This window comes from Pseudomonas sp. NPDC008258 (assembly GCF_042956345.1).
In the GTDB taxonomy this organism is placed as follows: Bacteria; Pseudomonadota; Gammaproteobacteria; order Pseudomonadales; family Pseudomonadaceae; genus Aquipseudomonas.
Map to the genome: position 1 here is coordinate 136,268 of NZ_JBIBGE010000013.1, position 18,676 is coordinate 154,943.

At 63.4% G+C, this 18,676-nt stretch carries 16 protein-coding genes; 6 read left to right on the plus strand and 10 right to left on the minus strand.

Annotated elements, in window-relative coordinates; genetic code table 11:
• Positions 1 to 119 precede the first annotated feature (119 nt).
• A complete protein-coding gene (locus ACFY9W_RS13150; RefSeq protein ID WP_391130760.1) occupies positions 120 to 1,784 on the minus strand; it encodes an EAL domain-containing protein in 1,665 nt (554 codons plus the stop codon).
• Positions 1,785 to 2,079: 295 nt separating this feature from the next.
• Between ACFY9W_RS13150 and rep the strand changes: the two genes are divergently transcribed.
• Both rep and ACFY9W_RS13160 read left to right on the plus strand, forming a co-directional pair.
• On the plus strand, positions 2,080 to 4,089 hold the full coding sequence (rep, locus tag ACFY9W_RS13155; RefSeq protein ID WP_391130762.1) for a DNA helicase Rep: 2,010 nt from the start codon (positions 2,080 to 2,082) through the stop codon (positions 4,087 to 4,089).
• Positions 4,090 to 4,154: 65 nt separating this feature from the next.
• Positions 4,155 to 4,727 (plus strand): xanthine phosphoribosyltransferase, encoded by a 573-nt coding sequence (locus ACFY9W_RS13160; protein ID WP_009683322.1) that lies wholly within the window; start codon positions 4,155 to 4,157, stop codon positions 4,725 to 4,727.
• A gap of 110 nt (positions 4,728 to 4,837) precedes the next feature.
• Here ACFY9W_RS13160 and ACFY9W_RS13165 read toward each other — a convergent pair whose 3' ends face one another.
• The 5 genes from ACFY9W_RS13165 to dadA all read right to left on the minus strand — a co-directional run bounded on the left by ACFY9W_RS13165 (position 4,838) and on the right by dadA (position 10,661).
• A complete protein-coding gene (locus ACFY9W_RS13165) occupies positions 4,838 to 6,697 on the minus strand; it encodes an acetyl-CoA hydrolase/transferase C-terminal domain-containing protein (RefSeq protein WP_391130765.1) in 1,860 nt (619 codons plus the stop codon).
• A 225-nt stretch (positions 6,698 to 6,922) separates the two neighbouring features.
• Complete coding sequence (locus ACFY9W_RS13170; protein ID WP_391130806.1) at positions 6,923 to 7,327, minus strand: c-type cytochrome; 405 nt, start codon at positions 7,325 to 7,327, stop codon at positions 6,923 to 6,925.
• Positions 7,328 to 7,481: 154 nt separating this feature from the next.
• Positions 7,482 to 8,030 (minus strand): cupin domain-containing protein, encoded by a 549-nt coding sequence (locus ACFY9W_RS13175; protein WP_391130767.1) that lies wholly within the window; start codon positions 8,028 to 8,030, stop codon positions 7,482 to 7,484.
• A 108-nt stretch (positions 8,031 to 8,138) separates the two neighbouring features.
• On the minus strand, positions 8,139 to 9,212 hold the full coding sequence (gene alr, locus ACFY9W_RS13180) for an alanine racemase (RefSeq protein ID WP_391130770.1): 1,074 nt from the start codon (positions 9,210 to 9,212) through the stop codon (positions 8,139 to 8,141).
• A 144-nt stretch (positions 9,213 to 9,356) separates the two neighbouring features.
• Positions 9,357 to 10,661, minus strand: a complete 1,305-nt coding sequence (gene dadA / locus ACFY9W_RS13185) for a D-amino acid dehydrogenase (protein ID WP_391130773.1) — start codon at positions 10,659 to 10,661, stop codon at positions 9,357 to 9,359.
• A 156-nt stretch (positions 10,662 to 10,817) separates the two neighbouring features.
• On the opposite strand from dadA, the gene dadR reads away from it, so the two are divergent.
• Positions 10,818 to 11,306: a transcriptional regulator DadR gene (gene dadR / locus ACFY9W_RS13190; protein ID WP_003258963.1), complete on the plus strand. Its 489-nt coding sequence runs from the start codon at positions 10,818 to 10,820 to the stop codon at positions 11,304 to 11,306.
• 2 nt (positions 11,307 to 11,308) lie between these two features.
• On the opposite strand, the gene ACFY9W_RS13195 is transcribed toward dadR, so the two are convergent.
• Complete coding sequence (locus tag ACFY9W_RS13195) at positions 11,309 to 11,662, minus strand: YkgJ family cysteine cluster protein (RefSeq protein ID WP_391130776.1); 354 nt, start codon at positions 11,660 to 11,662, stop codon at positions 11,309 to 11,311.
• A 258-nt stretch (positions 11,663 to 11,920) separates the two neighbouring features.
• Here ACFY9W_RS13195 and ACFY9W_RS13200 point away from each other — a divergent pair, with 258 nt between their 5' ends.
• Positions 11,921 to 13,213 (plus strand): FAD-dependent oxidoreductase, encoded by a 1,293-nt coding sequence (locus ACFY9W_RS13200; protein ID WP_391130779.1) that lies wholly within the window; start codon positions 11,921 to 11,923, stop codon positions 13,211 to 13,213.
• A 134-nt stretch (positions 13,214 to 13,347) separates the two neighbouring features.
• Here ACFY9W_RS13200 and ACFY9W_RS13205 read toward each other — a convergent pair whose 3' ends face one another.
• Positions 13,348 to 13,578, minus strand: coding sequence for a DUF1127 domain-containing protein (locus ACFY9W_RS13205; RefSeq protein ID WP_391130782.1), 231 nt, complete (start codon positions 13,576 to 13,578; stop codon positions 13,348 to 13,350).
• Positions 13,579 to 13,756: 178 nt separating this feature from the next.
• On the opposite strand from ACFY9W_RS13205, the gene ACFY9W_RS13210 reads away from it, so the two are divergent.
• Together ACFY9W_RS13210 and ACFY9W_RS13215 are read left to right on the plus strand one after the other, a co-directional pair.
• Positions 13,757 to 15,187: an aminotransferase class I/II-fold pyridoxal phosphate-dependent enzyme gene (locus tag ACFY9W_RS13210; RefSeq protein ID WP_391130809.1), complete on the plus strand. Its 1,431-nt coding sequence runs from the start codon at positions 13,757 to 13,759 to the stop codon at positions 15,185 to 15,187.
• A gap of 60 nt (positions 15,188 to 15,247) precedes the next feature.
• Positions 15,248 to 16,804, plus strand: a complete 1,557-nt coding sequence (locus ACFY9W_RS13215) for a phospholipase D-like domain-containing protein (RefSeq protein ID WP_391130785.1) — start codon at positions 15,248 to 15,250, stop codon at positions 16,802 to 16,804.
• Between the two features lie 119 nt (positions 16,805 to 16,923).
• Here ACFY9W_RS13215 and ACFY9W_RS13220 read toward each other — a convergent pair whose 3' ends face one another.
• Entirely contained in the window at positions 16,924 to 18,063 is a 1,140-nt protein-coding gene (locus tag ACFY9W_RS13220; protein ID WP_391130788.1) for an MFS transporter, read from the minus strand.
• A 142-nt stretch (positions 18,064 to 18,205) separates the two neighbouring features.
• Positions 18,206 to 18,676: aldehyde dehydrogenase family protein (locus ACFY9W_RS13225; RefSeq protein ID WP_391130791.1), on the minus strand; the 471-nt coding region annotated here is incomplete at its 5' end.

An 18,676-nucleotide genomic window follows, 5' to 3' on the forward strand; every position in this document is an offset into this window, starting at 1 on the left:
TGGGGCTGCTTTGCAGCCCTTTCGCGGCGCAAGGCCGCTCCCACAGGGGCCTGTGTACGCAGGTCAATGTGGGAGCGGCCTTGTGTCGCGATCGGAGGGCGAAGCCCTCCCCTACGCTGTCACAGGCTAACCAGCTTCGGCCTGCTGCAATTGAGCAAGAACTCCATCAGTTTATCCACCGGCAACGGCTTGCTGACCAGAAAACCCTGCACCTGGTCGCACCCAAACCCGCGCAACAGCTCCAGCTGCTCTTCACTCTCCACCCCTTCGGCTACCACCTCCAGGTTAAGGTTGTGCGCCAGGTTGATCATGGCATGCACCAGCTTGCGGTTTTCCTCGCGCATTTCCATTTCGGCGACAAAGCTGCGGTCTACCTTGAGCAAGGTGATCGGCAGGCTGTTGAGGTGCACGAACGAGGAAAACCCGGTGCCGAAATCGTCAAGCGAGAAGCGCACGCCCAGACGCCCCAGGGCGTCCATGGTCTGGCGCACCACCTCGTTGCGGCGCATTACTGCCGTTTCGGTCAGCTCGAACTCCAGCCAGCGGGCATCCACGCCATGCTCGAGGATCAGGCGGCTCAGGGTGGCCAGCAACTGGCTGTCCTGAAACTGACGGAAGCTCAGGTTGACGGCCATGTGCAGCGGCTCAAGGCCCCGCTCGCACAGCGCCTGCATGTCACGCAGGGCGCGTGAGATGACCCAGTAACCCAGCGGTACGATCAAGCCGCTCTGCTCGGCCAGGGGCACGAACTCGCTGGGCGGCAGCAGCCCGCGTTCTGCATGGCGCCAGCGCACCAGCGCCTCCAGGCCAACGATGCGCCCGTCGGCCAGGTCCAGCCGCGGCTGATAGTGCAGCTCCAGCTCGTCGCGGCGCAGGGCGCGGCGCAGTTCGCTTTCCAGGTCGGCCAGGCTGCGAGCGTTGCGGTTGATACGTTCATTGAACACATGGAAGGTGCAGCCCTGGCTGCCCTTGGCCTGGCGCATGGCGATATGCGCGTGCCACATCAGCGGGTCGGCACCACCTTGGGCGCGGGCATGGGCCAGGCCCAGGCTGCAGCCCAGTAGCAGGCTTTCGCCGTCGATCCAGTAGGCCTCGGCCAGGGCCTCGACGATGCGCTCGGCAATCCATTCGGCACGGTTGGCGTCGCGACGGGTGTCGATCAACAGGGCAAACTCGTCGCTGCCCAGGCGCGCCAGCTGGTCGCCCGCCTCCAGCTGGTTTTGCAGCCGCGACACCACTTGCAGGATCAGCCGGTCGCCGCTCTGGTGGCCGAGGGCATCGTTGACGTGGCGGAAGTTGTCCAGGTCCAGGTGGCCCAAGGCAACACCACGGCCCTCGTTTTCGGCCAGGCGCGCGGTGAGCAAGGCCTGGAAGCCCTGGCGGTTGGCGATGCCGGTCAGTGGGTCTTGTTCGGCCAGGCGTTGCAAGGTGGCCACCAGCACACCACGCTCGCGCACATGGCGCAGCGAGCGGCGCAAGGCATCGGCATTGAGCTGGTCGCGTACCAGCCAGTCGCTGACCGCGGTGGGCGCCACCTCGGGCTCGCGGTCGAGCAACAGGATGGTCGGCAGGTCGCAGCGCCCCGGCACCGGCTGCAGGGCCGGAGTTGCCAGCACGACTGCCTGGCGGTCATGGCTGAACAGGCTGTCGACTGCGTCCCAGTTGGGGGCGGTCAGCAACACGGCGCTGCCGCTCAGGGCAGGCATGCAAGCGTGCAACAAGGCGGCCCATTCCGGCTCATCAGCCAACAGCAGCAAACGCAAAGGTTCGACAGGCGTGGACAAGCGGACTCCTTAGGGCTTCACGGTGCAACGATAACTGGCGGGTATGCTACTGCATTTAATGAAAATGATTTTCACTTTTATACATGTTTTTACGGGCGTAGCATCCCGACGTATTTTGTCGTGCATCCTGCTCGAAACGAGCCGAAGCGGCAAATATGATTTTTTCAGGTACTAGGATTAGTAACACTAATAGTAGGCCGGACAAAAGTCTGACTCAGACGTCAGACGGTCGCGCCACAACGGCCCCATGCCTGTTAGAATGCGCGGCTATTTTCTGGCGACCCCGGTTTCTAGCATGTCCCGACTCAACCCCCGGCAGCAGGAAGCCCGTGACTACGTCGGCGGCCCTCTTTTGGTGCTCGCTGGTGCAGGTTCGGGCAAGACCAGCGTGATCACGCGCAAGATTGCCCACCTGATCCAGAACTGCGGCATCCGTGCCCAGTACATCGTGGCGATGACCTTTACCAACAAGGCCGCGCGCGAGATGAAGGAACGGGTCGGCACGCTGCTGCGCCCGGGAGAGGGCCGCGGGCTTACGGTGTGCACCTTCCACAACCTGGGCCTGAACATCATCCGCAAGGAGCACGAGCGCCTGGGCTACAAGCCGGGCTTCTCGATCTTCGACGAGTCCGACATCAAGGCGTTGCTGTCGGACATCATGCAGAAGGAATACTCCGGCGACGACGGCATCGACGAGATCAAGAACATGATCGGTGCCTGGAAGAACGACCTGATCCTGCCGCCCGAGGCCCTGGAAAAGGCGCGCAACCCGCGCGAGCAGACCGCCGCCATCGTCTACACCCACTACCAGCGCACGCTCAAGGCGTTCAACGCGGTGGACTTCGACGACCTGATCCTGCAGCCGGTCAAGCTGTTCCAGGAGCACCCCGAGGTGCTGGAGCGGTGGCAGAACCGCGTGCGCTACCTGTTGGTGGACGAATACCAGGACACCAACGCCAGCCAGTACTTGCTGGTGAAGATGCTGATCGGCATGCGCAACCAGTTCACCGTGGTGGGCGACGACGACCAGTCGATCTACGCCTGGCGGGGTGCCCGGCCCGAGAACCTGATGCTGCTCAAGGAGGACTACCCCTCCCTGAAGATCGTCATGCTTGAGCAGAACTACCGCTCCACCAGCCGCATCCTGCGCTGCGCCAACGTACTGATCGCCAACAACCCGCACGCGTTCGAGAAGCAACTGTGGAGCGAGATGGGCGTGGGCGACGAGATTCGCGTTATCCGCTGCAAGAACGAGGAAGCCGAGGCCGAACGCGTGGCCATGGAAATCCTCACCTTGCACCTGCGCACCAACCGCCCGTACAGCGACTTCGCCATCCTTTACCGCGGCAACTACCAGGCCAAGCTGATCGAACTGAAGCTGCAGCACCACCAGGTGCCGTATCGCCTGTCGGGCGGCAACAGCTTCTTCGGACGCCAGGAGGTCAAGGACCTGATGGCCTACCTGCGCCTGCTGGTGAACCCGGACGATGACAACGCCTACCTGCGCGTCATCAACGTGCCCCGCCGCGAAATCGGCTCTACCACCCTGGAAAAGCTCGGCAACTATTCCACCGAGCGGGGTATTTCCATGTACGCCGCCAGCGAGGAGCTGGGCCTGGGCGAGCACCTGGACGCCCGCTATACCGAGCGCTTGCAGCGCTTCAAGCACTGGCTGGACGGCGTGCGCCACAAGGTTGCCCTGGAAGACCCGATTGCCGCGCTGCACGAGATGATCCGCGACATCGATTACGAGAACTGGATTCGCCAGCAGACCGCCAGCGACAAGGCCGCCGAGTTCCGCATCAGCAACGTCTGGTTCCTGGTCGAAGCGCTGAAGAACACCCTCGAAAAGGATGAAGAGGGTGACATGACCATCGAGGACGCCATCGGCAAGCTGGTGCTGCGCGACATGCTCGAGCGCCAGCAGGAAGAGGAAGAAAACGCCGAAGGCGTGCAGATGATGACCCTGCACGCCTCAAAGGGCCTGGAATTCCCCTACGTGTTCATCATGGGCATGGAAGAAGAAATCCTCCCGCACCGCTCCAGCATCGAGGCCGACACCATCGAAGAGGAACGCCGCCTGGCTTACGTGGGCATCACCCGCGCACGCCAGACCCTGGCCTTCACCTTGGCCGCCAAGCGCAAGCAGTACGGTGAAATCATCGACTGCACGCCCAGCCGGTTCCTCGACGAACTGCCACCGGATGACCTGGCCTGGGAGGGCCTGGACGATGCGCCGGTCGAGGTAAAGGCCGCCCGCGGCAACAACGCCCTGGCCGATATCCGGGCAATGCTCAAACGCTGATCAACCATTACTCTTTAATTCTGCCGCTTTTAGCGGCCACCTTTGTTACATCGAGGAATACCACAGTGGAAGCACTGCATCAGAAGATTCGCGAAGAAGGCATCGTGCTTTCCGATCAGGTTCTCAAAGTCGACGCGTTTCTCAACCACCAGATCGACCCTGCGCTGATGCAGCTGATCGGTGACGAGTTCGCCCGCCTGTTCGCTGACGCGGGCGTGACCAAGATCGTCACCATCGAAGCCTCGGGCATTGCCCCGGCGGTGATGACGGGCCTGAAGCTGGGCGTGCCGGTGATTTTCGCCCGCAAGCACCAGTCGCTGACCCTGACCGAGAACCTGCTGACTGCCTCGGTGTATTCCTTCACCAAGCAGACCGAGAACACCGTGGCCATCTCGCCGCGCCACCTCAACAGCAGCGACCGCGTGCTGGTAATCGACGACTTCCTGGCCAACGGCAAGGCGTCGCAAGCGCTGATCTCGATCATCAAGCAAGCCGGCGCCACCGTGGCTGGCCTGGGTATCGTGATCGAGAAGTCGTTCCAGGGCGGCCGTGCCGAGCTGGACAGCCAGGGCTACCGCGTTGAATCGCTGGCCCGGGTGAAGTCGCTTGAAGGTGGTGTGGTCACTTTCATCGAGTAATCGCGGCGCCTGCTTCGCGGGCACGCCCGCTCCCACAGGGATATCACAGTATTCAAAACCAGTGGTATCCCTGTGGGAGCGGGCGTGCCCGCGAATGGCCGCAACCCTCTTTATCTGGTCGCCGCCAACCCCGCCAGCAACAGCCGCTGATAAAGTTCTTCCTTCAACCCCTGCGGAGCATCCAGCCCCATCCGCACCAGATGCCGCTCATACCCCTCCGGCCCTGGCGCATCCAGCGCTGCCTTGCCCAGCTCCAGCACCTCGCTGAGCTTGAACTTGCTCTTCAACCAGTTCAACGCCCGCAACAAGTCCCGCTCTTCAGCCGTAAAGTCCGTCCCCATCGGATACTCCGGGAACAGCCGTGCATGCTGCGCTCTGATCGCCTCCAGCCGCTGCGGGGTATTGTCGGTAAAACGCGCATCCAGCTGAAAACCCCTGGCCAGCTTGCCGGCACGCTTGGCCTGCTCGATCAGCCCCTGCTGGAACCTTGAATCACAAACCGCCAGCAACCGCGCAATCACCTCGCTGTCGGTCTGCCCTCGCAAATCAGCGACGCCGTATTCCGTCACCACGATATCGCGCAGGTGCCGTGGGATGGTGCAGTGGCCATAGGTCCAGAACAGGTTTGAGGTCACTTCCCCGCCCGCCTCACGCCAGCTGCGCAAAAGCAGAATCGAACGCCCGCCCTCCAGCGCATGGCCCTGGGCGACGAAGTTGTACTGCCCACCCACGCCGCTAAGCACCCGGCCGTCATCCAGCTGGTCGGCCACCCCGGCACCCAGCAGGGTCATGCCGAACGCAGTGTTGATGAAGCGCGCATCGCGACGCTGGCGGCGCTTGAGTTCCTCCTGCCCGTACAGCTCGTTGATAAAGCTGATACGGGTCATGACGAACTGCGCACGTTGTTCCAGCGGCATGTCGCGCAGGCGCTGGTAGAACGCCTGCGGGCCCAGGAAGAAGCCGCCATGCAACAATGCGCCCTGCTCGTCCGCCGGGCGTCGCAGCAGCCCGGCTTCGGCCAGCACCAACAAGCCATTGACGAACATCTCGCTGCAGCCGTACAGGCCATGGGCAAAGGTATCCAGCCCTCCTTCCCGCTCGATCAGCGCCTGCCACGGGCCGACACCGAGCGCGTCGAGTACCGCACGGTAGCCCGCGTTGTCACCCTGGCGCGCCAGCAATGCCGCGGCGACCGCATCGCCCATGGCACCAATACCGATCTGCAATGTGCCACCGTCGCGCACCAGGCTGCTGGCGTGCAGGCCGATGCAGTGGTCCTGAATGCCGACCGGCATGTTCGGCGTGGAGAACAGCCGGCGTTGCTCGGCCTCATCAATCAGCAGGTCGAACGCATCGATAGGCAGCTCCGCATCGCCCGGCATGTACGGCAGCTCGGCATGCACCTGGCCGAGCATGAGGATGGTCTCACCAGCATCGCGGCGCTTGGCAATCATTGGCAACAGGTCGAGGGTGATGTCGGGGTTGCAGGCCAGGCTCAGGTGAACAGGCTTTTCCGGCGCGGCGGCCACCAGCTGGGCAATCAGGTTCAAGCCCTTGGCGTTGATGTCACGTGCGGCATGGCTGTAGTTGCTGCTGACATAGTCCTGCTGGGCCGATTCGCTGTGCAACAGGCTGCCGGGCTGCATGAAAAACTGCTCGACACGGATGTTGGGCGGCAGGTTGTCGTTGCGCAGGTCGGCGAGGTAAGTGAGCTCTTCGTAGTCGGCGAACACGCGCTCGACGAAGGGTTCGAGAAAGCGCCGTTGCAAGCCATCGCCCAGTGGCGGACGGCCGAGGGAAAGTGCGGTGTAAATGGTCAGCTGCCGTTCGGGCAGCTCGCGCACACGGGCGTAGAGGGCGTTGACGAAGGCATTGGGCTTGCCCAGGCCCAGCGGCAGGCCCATGTGGATATGGGCTGGCAGGCGGGTCAGGACTTGCTCGACAGCCTGGTCTATGGAGCAGAGGTGCATGGGGCCTCCTGAGACATCCGTGGGTTCAGGGGTTGGACATGGGCCTGGAGTATTTGGTTGCCTGTACCGGCCTCTTCGCGGGCTCGCCCGCTCCCACAGGTATTTCACAGGGCTAAGGGCGGTGGTGATCCTGTGGGAGCGGGCGAGCCCGCGAAAGGGCCAGTACAGGCGCCACAAAAACAAAGCCCGCCATCAATGGCGGGCCTCATGCAATTCAGCTGCGGCTCAAAGCCCGGACATTTTCTTGATCGCCCCTTTCAGGTCGTCATCCGAACAGTCCGCGCAGGTGCCCTTCGGCGGCATGGCGTTCAGGCCGGTAATGGCCTTGGCCAGGATGCCGTCCAGGCCGCCCTGGTGGTCGGCGCGCTCTTTCCACGCGTCTTTATCGCCAATTTTCGGTGCGCCGAGCAGGCCGCTGCCATGGCAGGCGTTACAGTGCTTGGCGATGATCTCGTCCGCCGTTTTCGCGCCCCCGCCACCGGCACTTGCAGCCACTTCCATGCCTTTGCATTCCTGGCCCTGGACGCACACCTGGCCAACCGGCTCCAGGCGCTTGGCGATGTCGTCATTGGTCGCAGCGGTTGCGCTCATTGCCCAGAGGGCGAATACGGCTGCTGGTACGGCCAGCATCTTCTTGATTTGGTTCACGCGAACACCCTCATGGTGGCTAATCACGCTCGCGGCCACGGAACGGCGAGCGTTGAAAAGTATAGCGGGAACCCAGAGGCCGTGAAACGACCCTACAAGCGAAAGGGGTATTGCCGAATCAATGCACTGCGCTGGATCAAAAGTTTGAAGGCGTGGCCGCACTGATCAGGCGGGCGGGCTGGTTGAACGGGTTGCGAAAGCGGTGCGGGCGCGTGCTTTCGAAGTAGTAACTGTCACCTTCTTCGAGGATGAAGATCTCGTTACCGACCACCAGCTCCAGGCGGCCTTCCAGCAGGATGCCGGTTTCTTCACCGTCGTGGGTAAGCATCTCGGCACCGGTGTCGGCACCTGGCGGGTACACCTCGGTGAGAAACGCGATGGCACGGTTGGGGTGCGACTTGCCAACCAGCTTCATGGTCACCGCACCGTCCGAGATATCAATCAGCTCGTGAGCCTTGTAAACGATTTGCGCAGGGCTTTCAGCCTCCAGCTCCACCGAAAAGAACTCGACCATGGACATGGGAATGCCGCTCAGCACCTTGCGCAGCGAGCTGATCGACGGGCTCACACTGTTCTTCTCGATCATCGAGATGGTGCTGTTGGTCACCCCGGCACGCTTGGCGAGTTCACGCTGGGACAGGCCCTTGAGCTTGCGGATGGCTTGCAGTCGTTCGCCGACGTCCAAAGCTGGAGCCTCCTGAAACGGTGGAAAGGGGGTGGATGTGAACGATATCATGGCAATGCCGTTCAGTATTTACAACACACCGCCCTTCAACCTGTCCGCTTCAGCGTCTCATTCGCCGATGTAGTCCCGCGGTACGCGCTTCAGGTTGCAGAAGATCTGGTACGGGATGGTGCCAGCGTGCGCGGCCACTTCGCTGGCCAGCACCTGCTTGCCCCACAGCTCCACCGGGCTGCCGACAGTGGCATGCGGCACGTCGGTGAGGTCGATGCTGAGCATGTCCATCGATACACGGCCAATCAGCTGGGTGCGCTGGCCGGCGACCAGCACCGGGGTGCCGTTGGGCGCCTGACGCGGGTAACCATCTGCATAGCCCATGGCGACCACGCCTACGCGGGTTGGCCGCGGGCTGACGAACTTGGCGCCGTAACCCACCGGCTCGCCGGCAGGCAGCTCGCGTACGCTGATGACTCGCGATTGCAGGGTCATGACCGGTTGCAAGCGTTCGGCCTGGGCCTGGGCCACTTCGAACGGCGATGCGCCGTACAGCATCAGGCCTGGGCGCACCCAGTCGCCAGCCGCTTGTGGCCAGCCCAGCACGCCGGGCGAGTTGCGCAGGCTGCACTCTGCGGCCAAGCCTTGGCGGGCGGCCTCGAACACGGCGATCTGCTGGGCGGTGGCGTCGGCATCCAGTTCATCGGCGCGGGCGAAGTGGCTCATCAATACGATGCGCGCCACCTTGCCGCTGGCCAGCAGGCGCTGGTAGGCGTCGTGATAATCCTTGGGGTGCAGGCCGACGCGGTGCATGCCGCTGTCGAGCTTCAACCAGACGGTGAGCGGCTTGTGTACATGGGTCTTTTCAATCGCTTCCAGCTGCCACAGCGAATGCACCACGCACCACAGGTCGTGCTCGGCGATCAGCGCCAGTTCGCTGGCTTCGAAAAAGCCTTCCAGCAGCAACACCGGGGCCTTGATACCGGCGGCGCGCAGCTCCAGCGCCTCTTCGATGCAGGCCACGGCAAAGCCGTCGGCTTCGGCCTCCAGGGCCAGGGCGCAGCGCACGGCACCATGGCCATAGGCGTCGGCCTTGATCACGGCGAGGGCTTTGGCACCGGTCAGTTCACGGGCCAGACGGTAGTTGTGGCGCAGGGCCTGGAGGTCGATCAGGGCGCGGGCGGGACGCATGGCGGCTGCCTTATGGTGGTTCGGGTTGAAATCGGTGTGGGATTCTTCGCGGGCTTGCCCGCTCCCACAGGTACTGCACAACTTTCAACAGCTGTGGTGTTCCTGTGGGAGCGGGCGAGCCCGCGAAAGGGCCAGCACAGGCTATTACTGCTGGTGAGCCGGCGCAGTCTGCCCGTGCTTGGCCACTTCCGGGCTGTTGCCATACCGGGAAATGTCCAGGCCTTCGGCACTGATCTGCGGCTTCTTGCGCGCAATCAGGTCAGCCAGCAGGCGGCCGGAGCCACACGCCATGGTCCAGCCCAAAGTACCGTGACCGGTGTTCAGGAACAGGTTGCGGAACTTAGTGGCACCCACGATCGGCGTACCGTCCGGGGTTGCCGGGCGCAGGCCGGTCCAGAAGCTGGCTTGGCTCAGGTCACCGCCTTGAGGATAAAGGTCGTTGACGATCATCTCCAGCGTTTCGCGCCGGCGCGGGTTCAGCGACAGGTCAAAACCGGCAATTTCAGCCATGCCGCCTACACGGATGCGGTTATCGAAACGGGTGATCGCAACCTTGTAGGTTTCGTCGAGAATGGTCGAGGTCGGGGCCATGTCGCCATTGGTGATCGGCACGGTCAGCGAGTAGCCTTTCAGCGGGTAGACCGGGGCCTTGATGCCCAGCGGCTTGAGCATCTGCGGCGAATAGCTGCCCAGCGCCAGCACGTAGCGGTCGGCGGTTTCCAGCTTGCCGTCGATCCACACGCCATTGATGCGGTCGCCAGCGAAGTCCAGGCGCTGGATGTCCTGGCCGAAACGGAATTCCACGCCCAGCTTCAGCGCCATGTCGGCAAGTTTGGTGGTGAACAGCTGGCAGTCGCCAGTTTGATCGTTAGGCAAGCGCAGGGCGCCAGCCAGGATGTCTTTCACGCCAGCCAGGGCCGGTTCGACGCGGACAATGCCATCACGGTCGAGCAGCTCGTAAGGCACGCCGGACTGTTCGAGTACGGCAATGTCCTTGGCTGCGGCGTCCACCTGAGCCTGGGTACGGAACAGCTGGGTAGTGCCCAGGCTGCGGTTTTCGTAATTGATGCCGGTTTCGGCGCGCAGTTCGTCGAGGCAGTCACGGCTGTACTCGGACAGGCGCACCATGCGCTCCTTGTTCACCGCGTAACGGCTGGCGGTGCAGTTGCGCAGCATCTGTGCCATCCACAGGTACTGGTCGACGTCGCCGGTGAGTTTGATGGCCAGCGGGGCGTGGCGCTCCAGCAGCCATTTGACGGCCTTCAGTGGCACGCCTGGGGCTGCCCAGGGCGAGGCATAGCCGGGCGAGATCTGACCGGCGTTGGCAAAACTGGTTTCCATGGCCACCGCCGGCTGGCGGTCGACCACCGTGACTTCGAAACCTTGCCGGGCCAGGTAGTAGGCACTGGCGGTTCCGATTACGCCGCTACCAAGTACCAGAACTCGCATCGTTATATCCCTCACACGCGGCACGCCGCAGACTTTTATTGAAATGGCATGAATGGGCGCAGTATAGGAATTTGAGACCAGTGCAATTCACTATATAAAAGCCTATTATTGGCGAGAATTCTCGGCAATATCGCCTTTCACGGAGGGGCATCCCCTATGAGAACCCAGCACCAGAGCAAGCGTGAACTGGACAAGATCGACCGCAACATCCTGCGTATCCTGCAGAATGACGGGCGTATTTCCTTCACCGAACTGGGCGAGAAAGTTGGGCTGTCCACCACCCCTTGCACCGAGCGGGTTCGCCGCCTGGAGCGCGAGGGCATCATCATGGGCTACAACGCCCGCCTGAACCCGCAGCACCTCAAGGGCAGCCTGCTGGTATTCGTGGAAATCAGCCTGGACTACAAGTCGGGCGATACGTTCGAGGAGTTCCGCCGCGCGGTGCTGAAGCTGCCGCACGTGCTGGAGTGCCACCTGGTTTCCGGTGACTTCGACTACCTGGTGAAGGCGCGTATTTCCGAGATGGCCTCGTACCGCAAGCTGCTTGGCGACATCCTGCTGAAGCTGCCGCACGTGCGCGAATCGAAGAGCTACATCGTGATGGAAGAGGTAAAGGAGAGCCTCTGCCTGCCGATCCCGGACTGAGACTAGACCAGTACCTGGCGGGTGGTGGCAATGAACTGGTGCACCAGCTGCTCGGCAGCAGGGTCGATCATCGGTTCAGGGCCACGGCCGCGTGGGCAAGCCATGCGCGGCGTGGTGCCGAACAGGCGGCAGATCATCGGGCGTTCTTCGTAGACCGTACAGCCGTTGGGGCCCAGGTGCACACAATCCAGGCGCTCGAGGGCGGCATCCTGCTCGGCCTGGGACTTGCGCGGCAGGCGGGCCATTTCTTCCGCCGAAGTGGTGACCGGGCCGCAGCAATCGTGGCAGCCGGGTACGCACTCGAAGGAAGGGATGAGTTCGCGCAGGAACTGGATCTTGTGGCGGTTGCAGGGCATGGCTGAATACAAATTTGGAAACCAGCCCGAATTATAGGCTTACGCGCTCTTTGTGGGAGCGGCCTTGTGTCGCGAAAGGGGTGCGTAGCGCCCCCAAGTATTCAGCTTCGCCGCAGATATTGCCGGGGCCGCCCTGCGGCCCTTTCGCGACGCAAGGCCGCTCCCACAGGCGACCGGGTTAACCAGGCCCGGCGGTTGCCCACCCCAGAGCCCCGGCTTATCCTCCTCCCCTAGCCCACCAGCCTCAGGACCGAGCCCATGATCCACAGCGCGCAGCACGCCGCCTCCTACTACGCCGCCAGCAGCGCGCCTCACCCCGACTACTCCTTCCTGCAAGGCGAACACAGCGCCGATGTATGCATCGTCGGCGGCGGCTACTCGGGCTTGAACACCGCCATCGAACTGGCCGAACGCGGCTTTTCGGTCATCCTGCTGGAAGCCCGCAAACTGGGCTGGGGCGCCAGTGGCCGCAATGGCGGGCAGTTGATTCGCGGCGTCGGCCATGGGCTTGAACAGTTCCTGCCGGTGATCGGCGAGGACGGCGTGCGCAGCATGAAGCTGATGGGCCTGGAGGCCGTGCAGATCGTGCGCGAGCGGGTCGAAAAGCACGCCATCGCCTGCGACCTGACCTGGGGCTACTGTGACCTGGCCAACAAACCCGCCGAGCTGCTGGGCTTCGCCGAAGACGCCGAAGAACTGCGTAGCCTGGGCTACGCGCATGAACTGCGGTTGGTCGGCAAGGATGATATCCACAGCGTGGTCGGTGCCGACTGCTATGTGGGCGGGCTGGTCGACATGGGGTCCGGACACCTGCACCCGCTCAACCTGGCCTTGGGCGAAGCCGCCGTGGCCGCGCGGCTGGGGGTGAAGCTGTTCGAGCAGTCCGAAGTTACGCGCATCGACTACGGCCCTGAAGTGCAGGTGCATACCGCCCAAGGCCGGGTACGAGCGAAAACCCTGGTGCTTTGCTGCAACGCCTACCTCAACGGCCTCAACCGCGAGCTGGGCGGCAAGGTGCTGCCGGCCGGTAGCTACATCATTGCCACCGAGCCGCTGGGCGAAGAACGCGCCCGCACGGTACTGCCGCAGAACATGGCGGTGTGTGACCAGCGCGTGGCGCTGGATTACTACCGCCTGTCCGCCGACCACCGCCTGCTGTTCGGCGGCGCCTGCCATTACTCGGGCCGCGACCCCAAGGACATTGCTGCCTACATGCGGCCGAAGATGCTCAAGGTGTTCCCGGAACTGGCCGACGTGCGAATCGACTACCAGTGGGGTGGCATGATCGGCATCGGCGCCAACCGCTTGCCACAGGTCGGCCGCCTGGCCAGCCAGCCGAACGTGTATTACGCCCAGGCTTATTCGGGCCACGGGCTCAACGCCACTCACCTGGCCGCGCGCCTGCTGGGCGAAGCCATCAGCGGCCAGGAAAGCGGGCGCTTCGACCTGTTCGCCAAGGTGCCGCATATCACCTTCCCCGGCGGCAAGCACCTGCGCTCGCCGCTGCTGGCGCTGGGGATGCTGTGGCATCGTCTGAAAGAGCTGGTCTGAACCACCGCGCCCGCCCTGTGGGAGCGGGCATGCCCGCGAACACCGGCAAAGCCGGTGCCAGCCACCGCATCGCCTGGTTCGCGGGCACGCCCGCTCCCACAGTGACCGTACAGGCTTCAAAACCGGGGTGAGCTTCAGTCCTTCCAGAAGGGTTTGCGCCCTTCTGTACGCGCCTGCTCCCAGCTCAACCCTACATCGCGCAACTCGTCATTGGTCAACTGCAGCAGCGCCCTGCGGGTGTGCCAGCGATGCAGCATCAGCCCCCAACGCCCCAGCCCCGCCGGCGCATTGAAAACCTTGGTCTGCTGCCCGGCGTCCAGTTCTTTGGCCATCAGTTGCAAACGCACATCGCTCATGCCACCCATCACTGCTATCTCCCACTCAGTTGATACCGTGGAGAAAGCATGCGCGTCGGCAACACCGGCAATACAGATCCAATACAGCCTTTTTATTCCCATACAGAATTGGCTGAAGATCGACTGAATGCTGTATTTTCAACCCAACTGTACCGGTCGCTATGCCAATGCAGCGCAGGAGTATGCCGTGACCCTCTACCTGAACCTCGCCGAACTGCTTGGCGCCCGCATCGAGCAGGGCCTTTACCGCCCCGGCCAACGCCTGCCATCGGTACGCGCCCTTAGCATGGAGCACGGTGTCAGCCTGAGCACCGTGCAGCAGGCCTACCGCATGCTGGAAGACAGCGGCATGGTCTCGCCACGGCCCAAATCCGGCTACTTCGTCAGCGACCACCGCCTCCTGCCGGCCCTGCCCGCCGTCAGCCGCCCGGCCCAGCGCCCGGTGGATATCTCGCAATGGGAGCAAGTGCTGGAATTGGTACGCAGCACCCCGCGCAAGGACGTGGTCCAACTCGGCCGCGGTATGCCCGACATCGATAGCCCTACCCTCAAGCCGCTGCTACGCAGCCTGGCGCAGTTGAGCCGGCGGCAGGACATGCCTGGCCTGTATTACGACAACATTCACGGCAACTTGGCCCTGCGTGAGCAGGTTGCACGCCTGATGCTCGACTCTGGCTGCCGCCTGAGCCCGGCAGATCTGGTCATAACCACCGGCTGCCACGAGGCGCTGTCGTGCAGCATTCGTGCGGTATGCGAGCCAGGCGACATCGTCGCGGTCGACTCCCCCAGCTTCCACGGTGCCATGCAAACCCTGAAGGGCCTGGGCATGAAGGCGCTGGAAATCCCCACCGACCCGGTGACCGGCATCAGCCTGGAGGCGCTGGAGCTGGCCCTGGAGCAGTGGCCGATCAAGCTGATCCAGATCACCCCCAGCTGCAACAACCCGCTTGGCTACATCATGCCCGAGGCGCGCAAGAAGGCCCTGCTGAGCCTCGCCCAGCGCTACGACGTGGCGATTCTGGAAGACGATGTGTACGGCGACCTGGCCTACACCTATCCGCGTCCGCGTACGGTCAAGTCGTTCGACGACGATGGCCGCGTGCTGTTCTGCAGCTCGTTTTCCAAGACCCTCGCCCCCGGCCTGCGGGTAGGCTGGGTGGCGCCTGGGCGCTACCTGGAGCGAGTGCTGCACATGAAATACATCAGCACCGGCAGCACCGCCTGCCAGCCGCAGTTGGCCATCGCCGACTTCATCGCCGGCGGGCACTACCAACCCCACGTGCGGCGCATGCGCAGCCAGTACCAACGTGGCCGAGACCTGATGAGCGAATGGGTAACCCGCTACTTTCCACAGGGCACCCGGGTCAGCCGCCCCCAGGGTGGCTTCATGTTGTGGGTGGAATTACCCGAACATTTCGATACGCTGCGCCTTAATCGGGCTTTACTGGAGCAAGGCGTACAGGTTGCCGTGGGCAGCATCTTCTCGGCCTCAGGCAAGTTTCGGCACTGCCTGCGCATGAATTTCGCCGCGCGGCCGACGCCGCAGATCGAGGCCGCCGTGCGCAAGGTTGGTGAAACCGCCCTTCGTCTACTGGATGAAGAAAGCGCCGACGCGTAACTTTGCGCCGCCTGCCACGGTCGAACCACTAAAGCCCTTGCTGCACAGGACGATCCACCTTTGAGACCCCAGCGAGCCTTGCCTCTGCTGCTGGTGCTGCTGCTCGGCCTTACAGGCTGCGCCAGCGTCAGTGCGCCACGCGAAACCAGCCAAGCACTGCCCGCCAATGACTCAGCCTTTGGCCGCTCGGTGCTGCGTCAGGCTGCCCCTTATGGCGGCCGCTCCGGCTTTCGCCTGTTGCCCAACAGCAACGAGGCCTTTCGCGCCCGTGCCGAGCTGATCCGCAACGCCCAGGCGAGCATCGACCTGCAGTACTACATCGTCCACGACGGCCTCAGCACCCGCGCCCTGGTGCACGAACTGCTGCGCGCCGCCGACCGTGGCGTACGTGTACGCATACTGCTCGACGACACCACCAGCGACGGCCTGGATACCATCATGGGTACCCTCGACGCGCACCCGAACATCCAGATCCGTGTGTTCAACCCGCTGCACCTGGGCCGCAGCACAGGCGTAACGCGTGCCGTGGGCCGGTTGTTCAACCTGTCGCGCCAGCACCGGCGCATGCACAACAAGCTGTTTCTGGTGGACAACAGCATGGCGATCGTCGGCGGGCGCAACCTGGGCGACGAGTATTTCGATGCCGAGCCCAACCTCAACTTCACAGACATTGATCTGCTGGGTGTAGGCCCGGTGGCCGAGCAGCTCGGGCACAGTTTCGACCAATACTGGAACAGCGCGCTCAGCCGGCCGATCACCGACTTTCTCTGGCGTGACCCGGATGCCGACGACCTGCGTGCCAGCCGCCATCGCCTGGAAGTGTCGCTGGCCGAAGCCAGGACCCAGCGCAAGGCTCTTTACGACCGCCTGATGGCCTACCAGTCGCAGCCACGCCTGGATGTGTGGCGCAATGAGCTGATCTGGGCGCACGCCCAGGCGTTGTGGGATGCACCAAGCAAGGTATTGGCCGACGATGAGCCAGACCCGCAACTGCTGCTAAGCCAGCAACTGGCGCCGGACCTGGCCAACGTGCACCGCGAGTTGATCCTGATGTCGGCCTACTTCGTGCCGGGCGAGCCGGGCCTGCTTTACCTCACCGGCCGCGCCGACGCCGGTGCGTCGGTGAGGCTGCTGACCAACTCGCTGGAGGCCACCGACGTGCCCGCGGTGCATGGTGGCTATGCGCCCTATCGGCGGGCCTTGCTTGAGCATGGCGTGCAGCTGTTCGAATTGCGCCGCCAACCGGGCGCGCCTGTGCACACACGCCTGAGCCTGCACGGCAGCAGCTCGGATTCGAGCCTGCACACCAAGGCGATCGTGTTCGACCGGCGCAAGACCTTCATTGGCTCGTTCAACTTCGACCCACGCTCAGTGCTGTGGAACACCGAGGTCGGGGTGCTGGTGGATAGCCCGGAGCTGGCCGAGTACACCCGCGAGCTGGCCCAGCAGGGTATGGCGCCTGCGTTGAGTTACCAGGTGAAACTGGTGGGTGACAAACTGGTATGGGCGACTGAAGACAATGGCCAGCGGCACATGCTGACCGCCGAGCCGGGTGGGATGTGGCGGCGGTTCAATGCCTGGATCAGCAAGGCGGTTGGCTTGGAGAAGATGTTGTAGCCGATGGCCTCATCGCCGGCAAGCCAGCTCCCACAGGATCTCGACAGGTCTTGAATGCTGTGCATTCCTTGTGGGAGCTGGCTTGCCGGCGATGGGCCGCAAGGCGGCCCCAAAATCGATCAGGCAGACACAGCCTCGAAAGCCCCGCGGCGCTGGGTCAACACCACCAACCCCGCAGCCCCTGCAGCCATCAGCAACAGCAACGCATGCCCACTGATCCACTGGCTGCCCGCCCCTGCCAGCAACGGCCCGAGCAGGCAACCAATACCCCACAGTTGCGCCACATGGGCATTGGCCCGCACCAGTTCGTCATCCCGATAGCGCTCACCGATCAAAACCAGCGACAAGGTGAACAGGCCACCGGCACTGGCCCCGAACAGCACCCACAACGGCCAGATTACCGGCGTATGCAGTAACAGCGGAATCGCCAGGCTGGACACCAGCAGCGTCACTGCACAACCGGTGAACAACGCCTTGCGCGACATATGGTCGGCCAGCGCACCAATGGGCAGCTGCAACACAGCATCGCCGACCACCACGGTACTGACCATGAACAGGGCGATTTCCGTGGTAAAGCCTTGCTGCAGGCAATACACCGGCAACAGGGTAAGGATCATTGCCTCGAACGAGGCAAACAGGGCAATCGCCCAGGCAATCACCGGTAACCGTCGGCAGAAGGCAAACAGGTCGCGGAAGGTAACGCTGCAGGCTTCGGTACTCGGTGCCCCACCACGCCCCAGCAGCACCAGCGGCGCGAGCAGCAACAGGCCGGTCGCGGCCCAGAAACCGAAGTCGTCATCGGAACCGAGAAAGCCCAGCACCAGCGGCCCCGCCAGCTGGCTCAACGCGTAGCTGCTGCCGTACAGCGCCACCAGGCGGCCACGCCATTGCTCGACCACCAGTTGGTTGATCCAGCTTTCGCCGAGGATGAATACCACGGTCAGGGACATGCCTATCATCAGCCGCAACAGCAGCCACAGAGGATAACTGGGCAGCAGCGCGACCAGGCCGATCGACAGCGCCCCGCCCCACAGGCAAATGCGCATGGCCGAGGGCACGCCGACCCAACCGGCCAGGCGGCTGGCCAGGCTGGCACCGGCCAGTACACCCAGCGCAGGCATCGCGGCCATTACGCCGATGGCGAAACTGCCGTAGCCCCAGGCCTCCAGGCGCAGGGATACCAGCGGCATGCTCACACCCAGCGCCAGCCCGACACTGAGCACCGATGCCAGTACGGCGAAATAGGTACCCCAACGCATTGCAGCCTCCTGGGCCAACGATTTTCCATGACCCATTCGCGGGCACGCCCGCTCCCACAAATACATCACAGTATTCAAGACTTGTGATGTACCTGTGGGAGCGGGCGTGCCCGCGAATGGGCCGCAAAGCGGCCCCTTACGATTACAGCTTGATCCAGGTCGCCTTCAGCTCGGTGTACTTCTCCAGTGCATGCAGCGACTTGTCACGGCCGTTGCCCGACTGCTTGAAGCCACCGAACGGCGCGGTCATGTCGCCGCCGTCGTACTGGTTGACCCAGACGCTGCCAGCGCGCACGGCACGGGCGGTCTTGTGGGCCTTGGAAATGTCCGACGTCCAGATACCAGCGGCCAGGCCATACGGCGTGTCGTTGGCAATGGCGATGGCTTCTTCGGCGGTGTCGAAGGCGATCACCGACAGCACTGGGCCGAAGATCTCTTCCTGGGCAATCTTCATGGCGTTGGTCACGCCGTCGAAGATGGTCGGCTCGACATAGGTGCCGCCAGTCTCTTCCAGCGTACGCTTGCCGCCGGCCAGCAGCTTGGCGCCGTCCTTGTGGCCAGCCTCGATGTACGACAGCACGGTGTTCATCTGCTGGGTGTCGACCAGGGCACC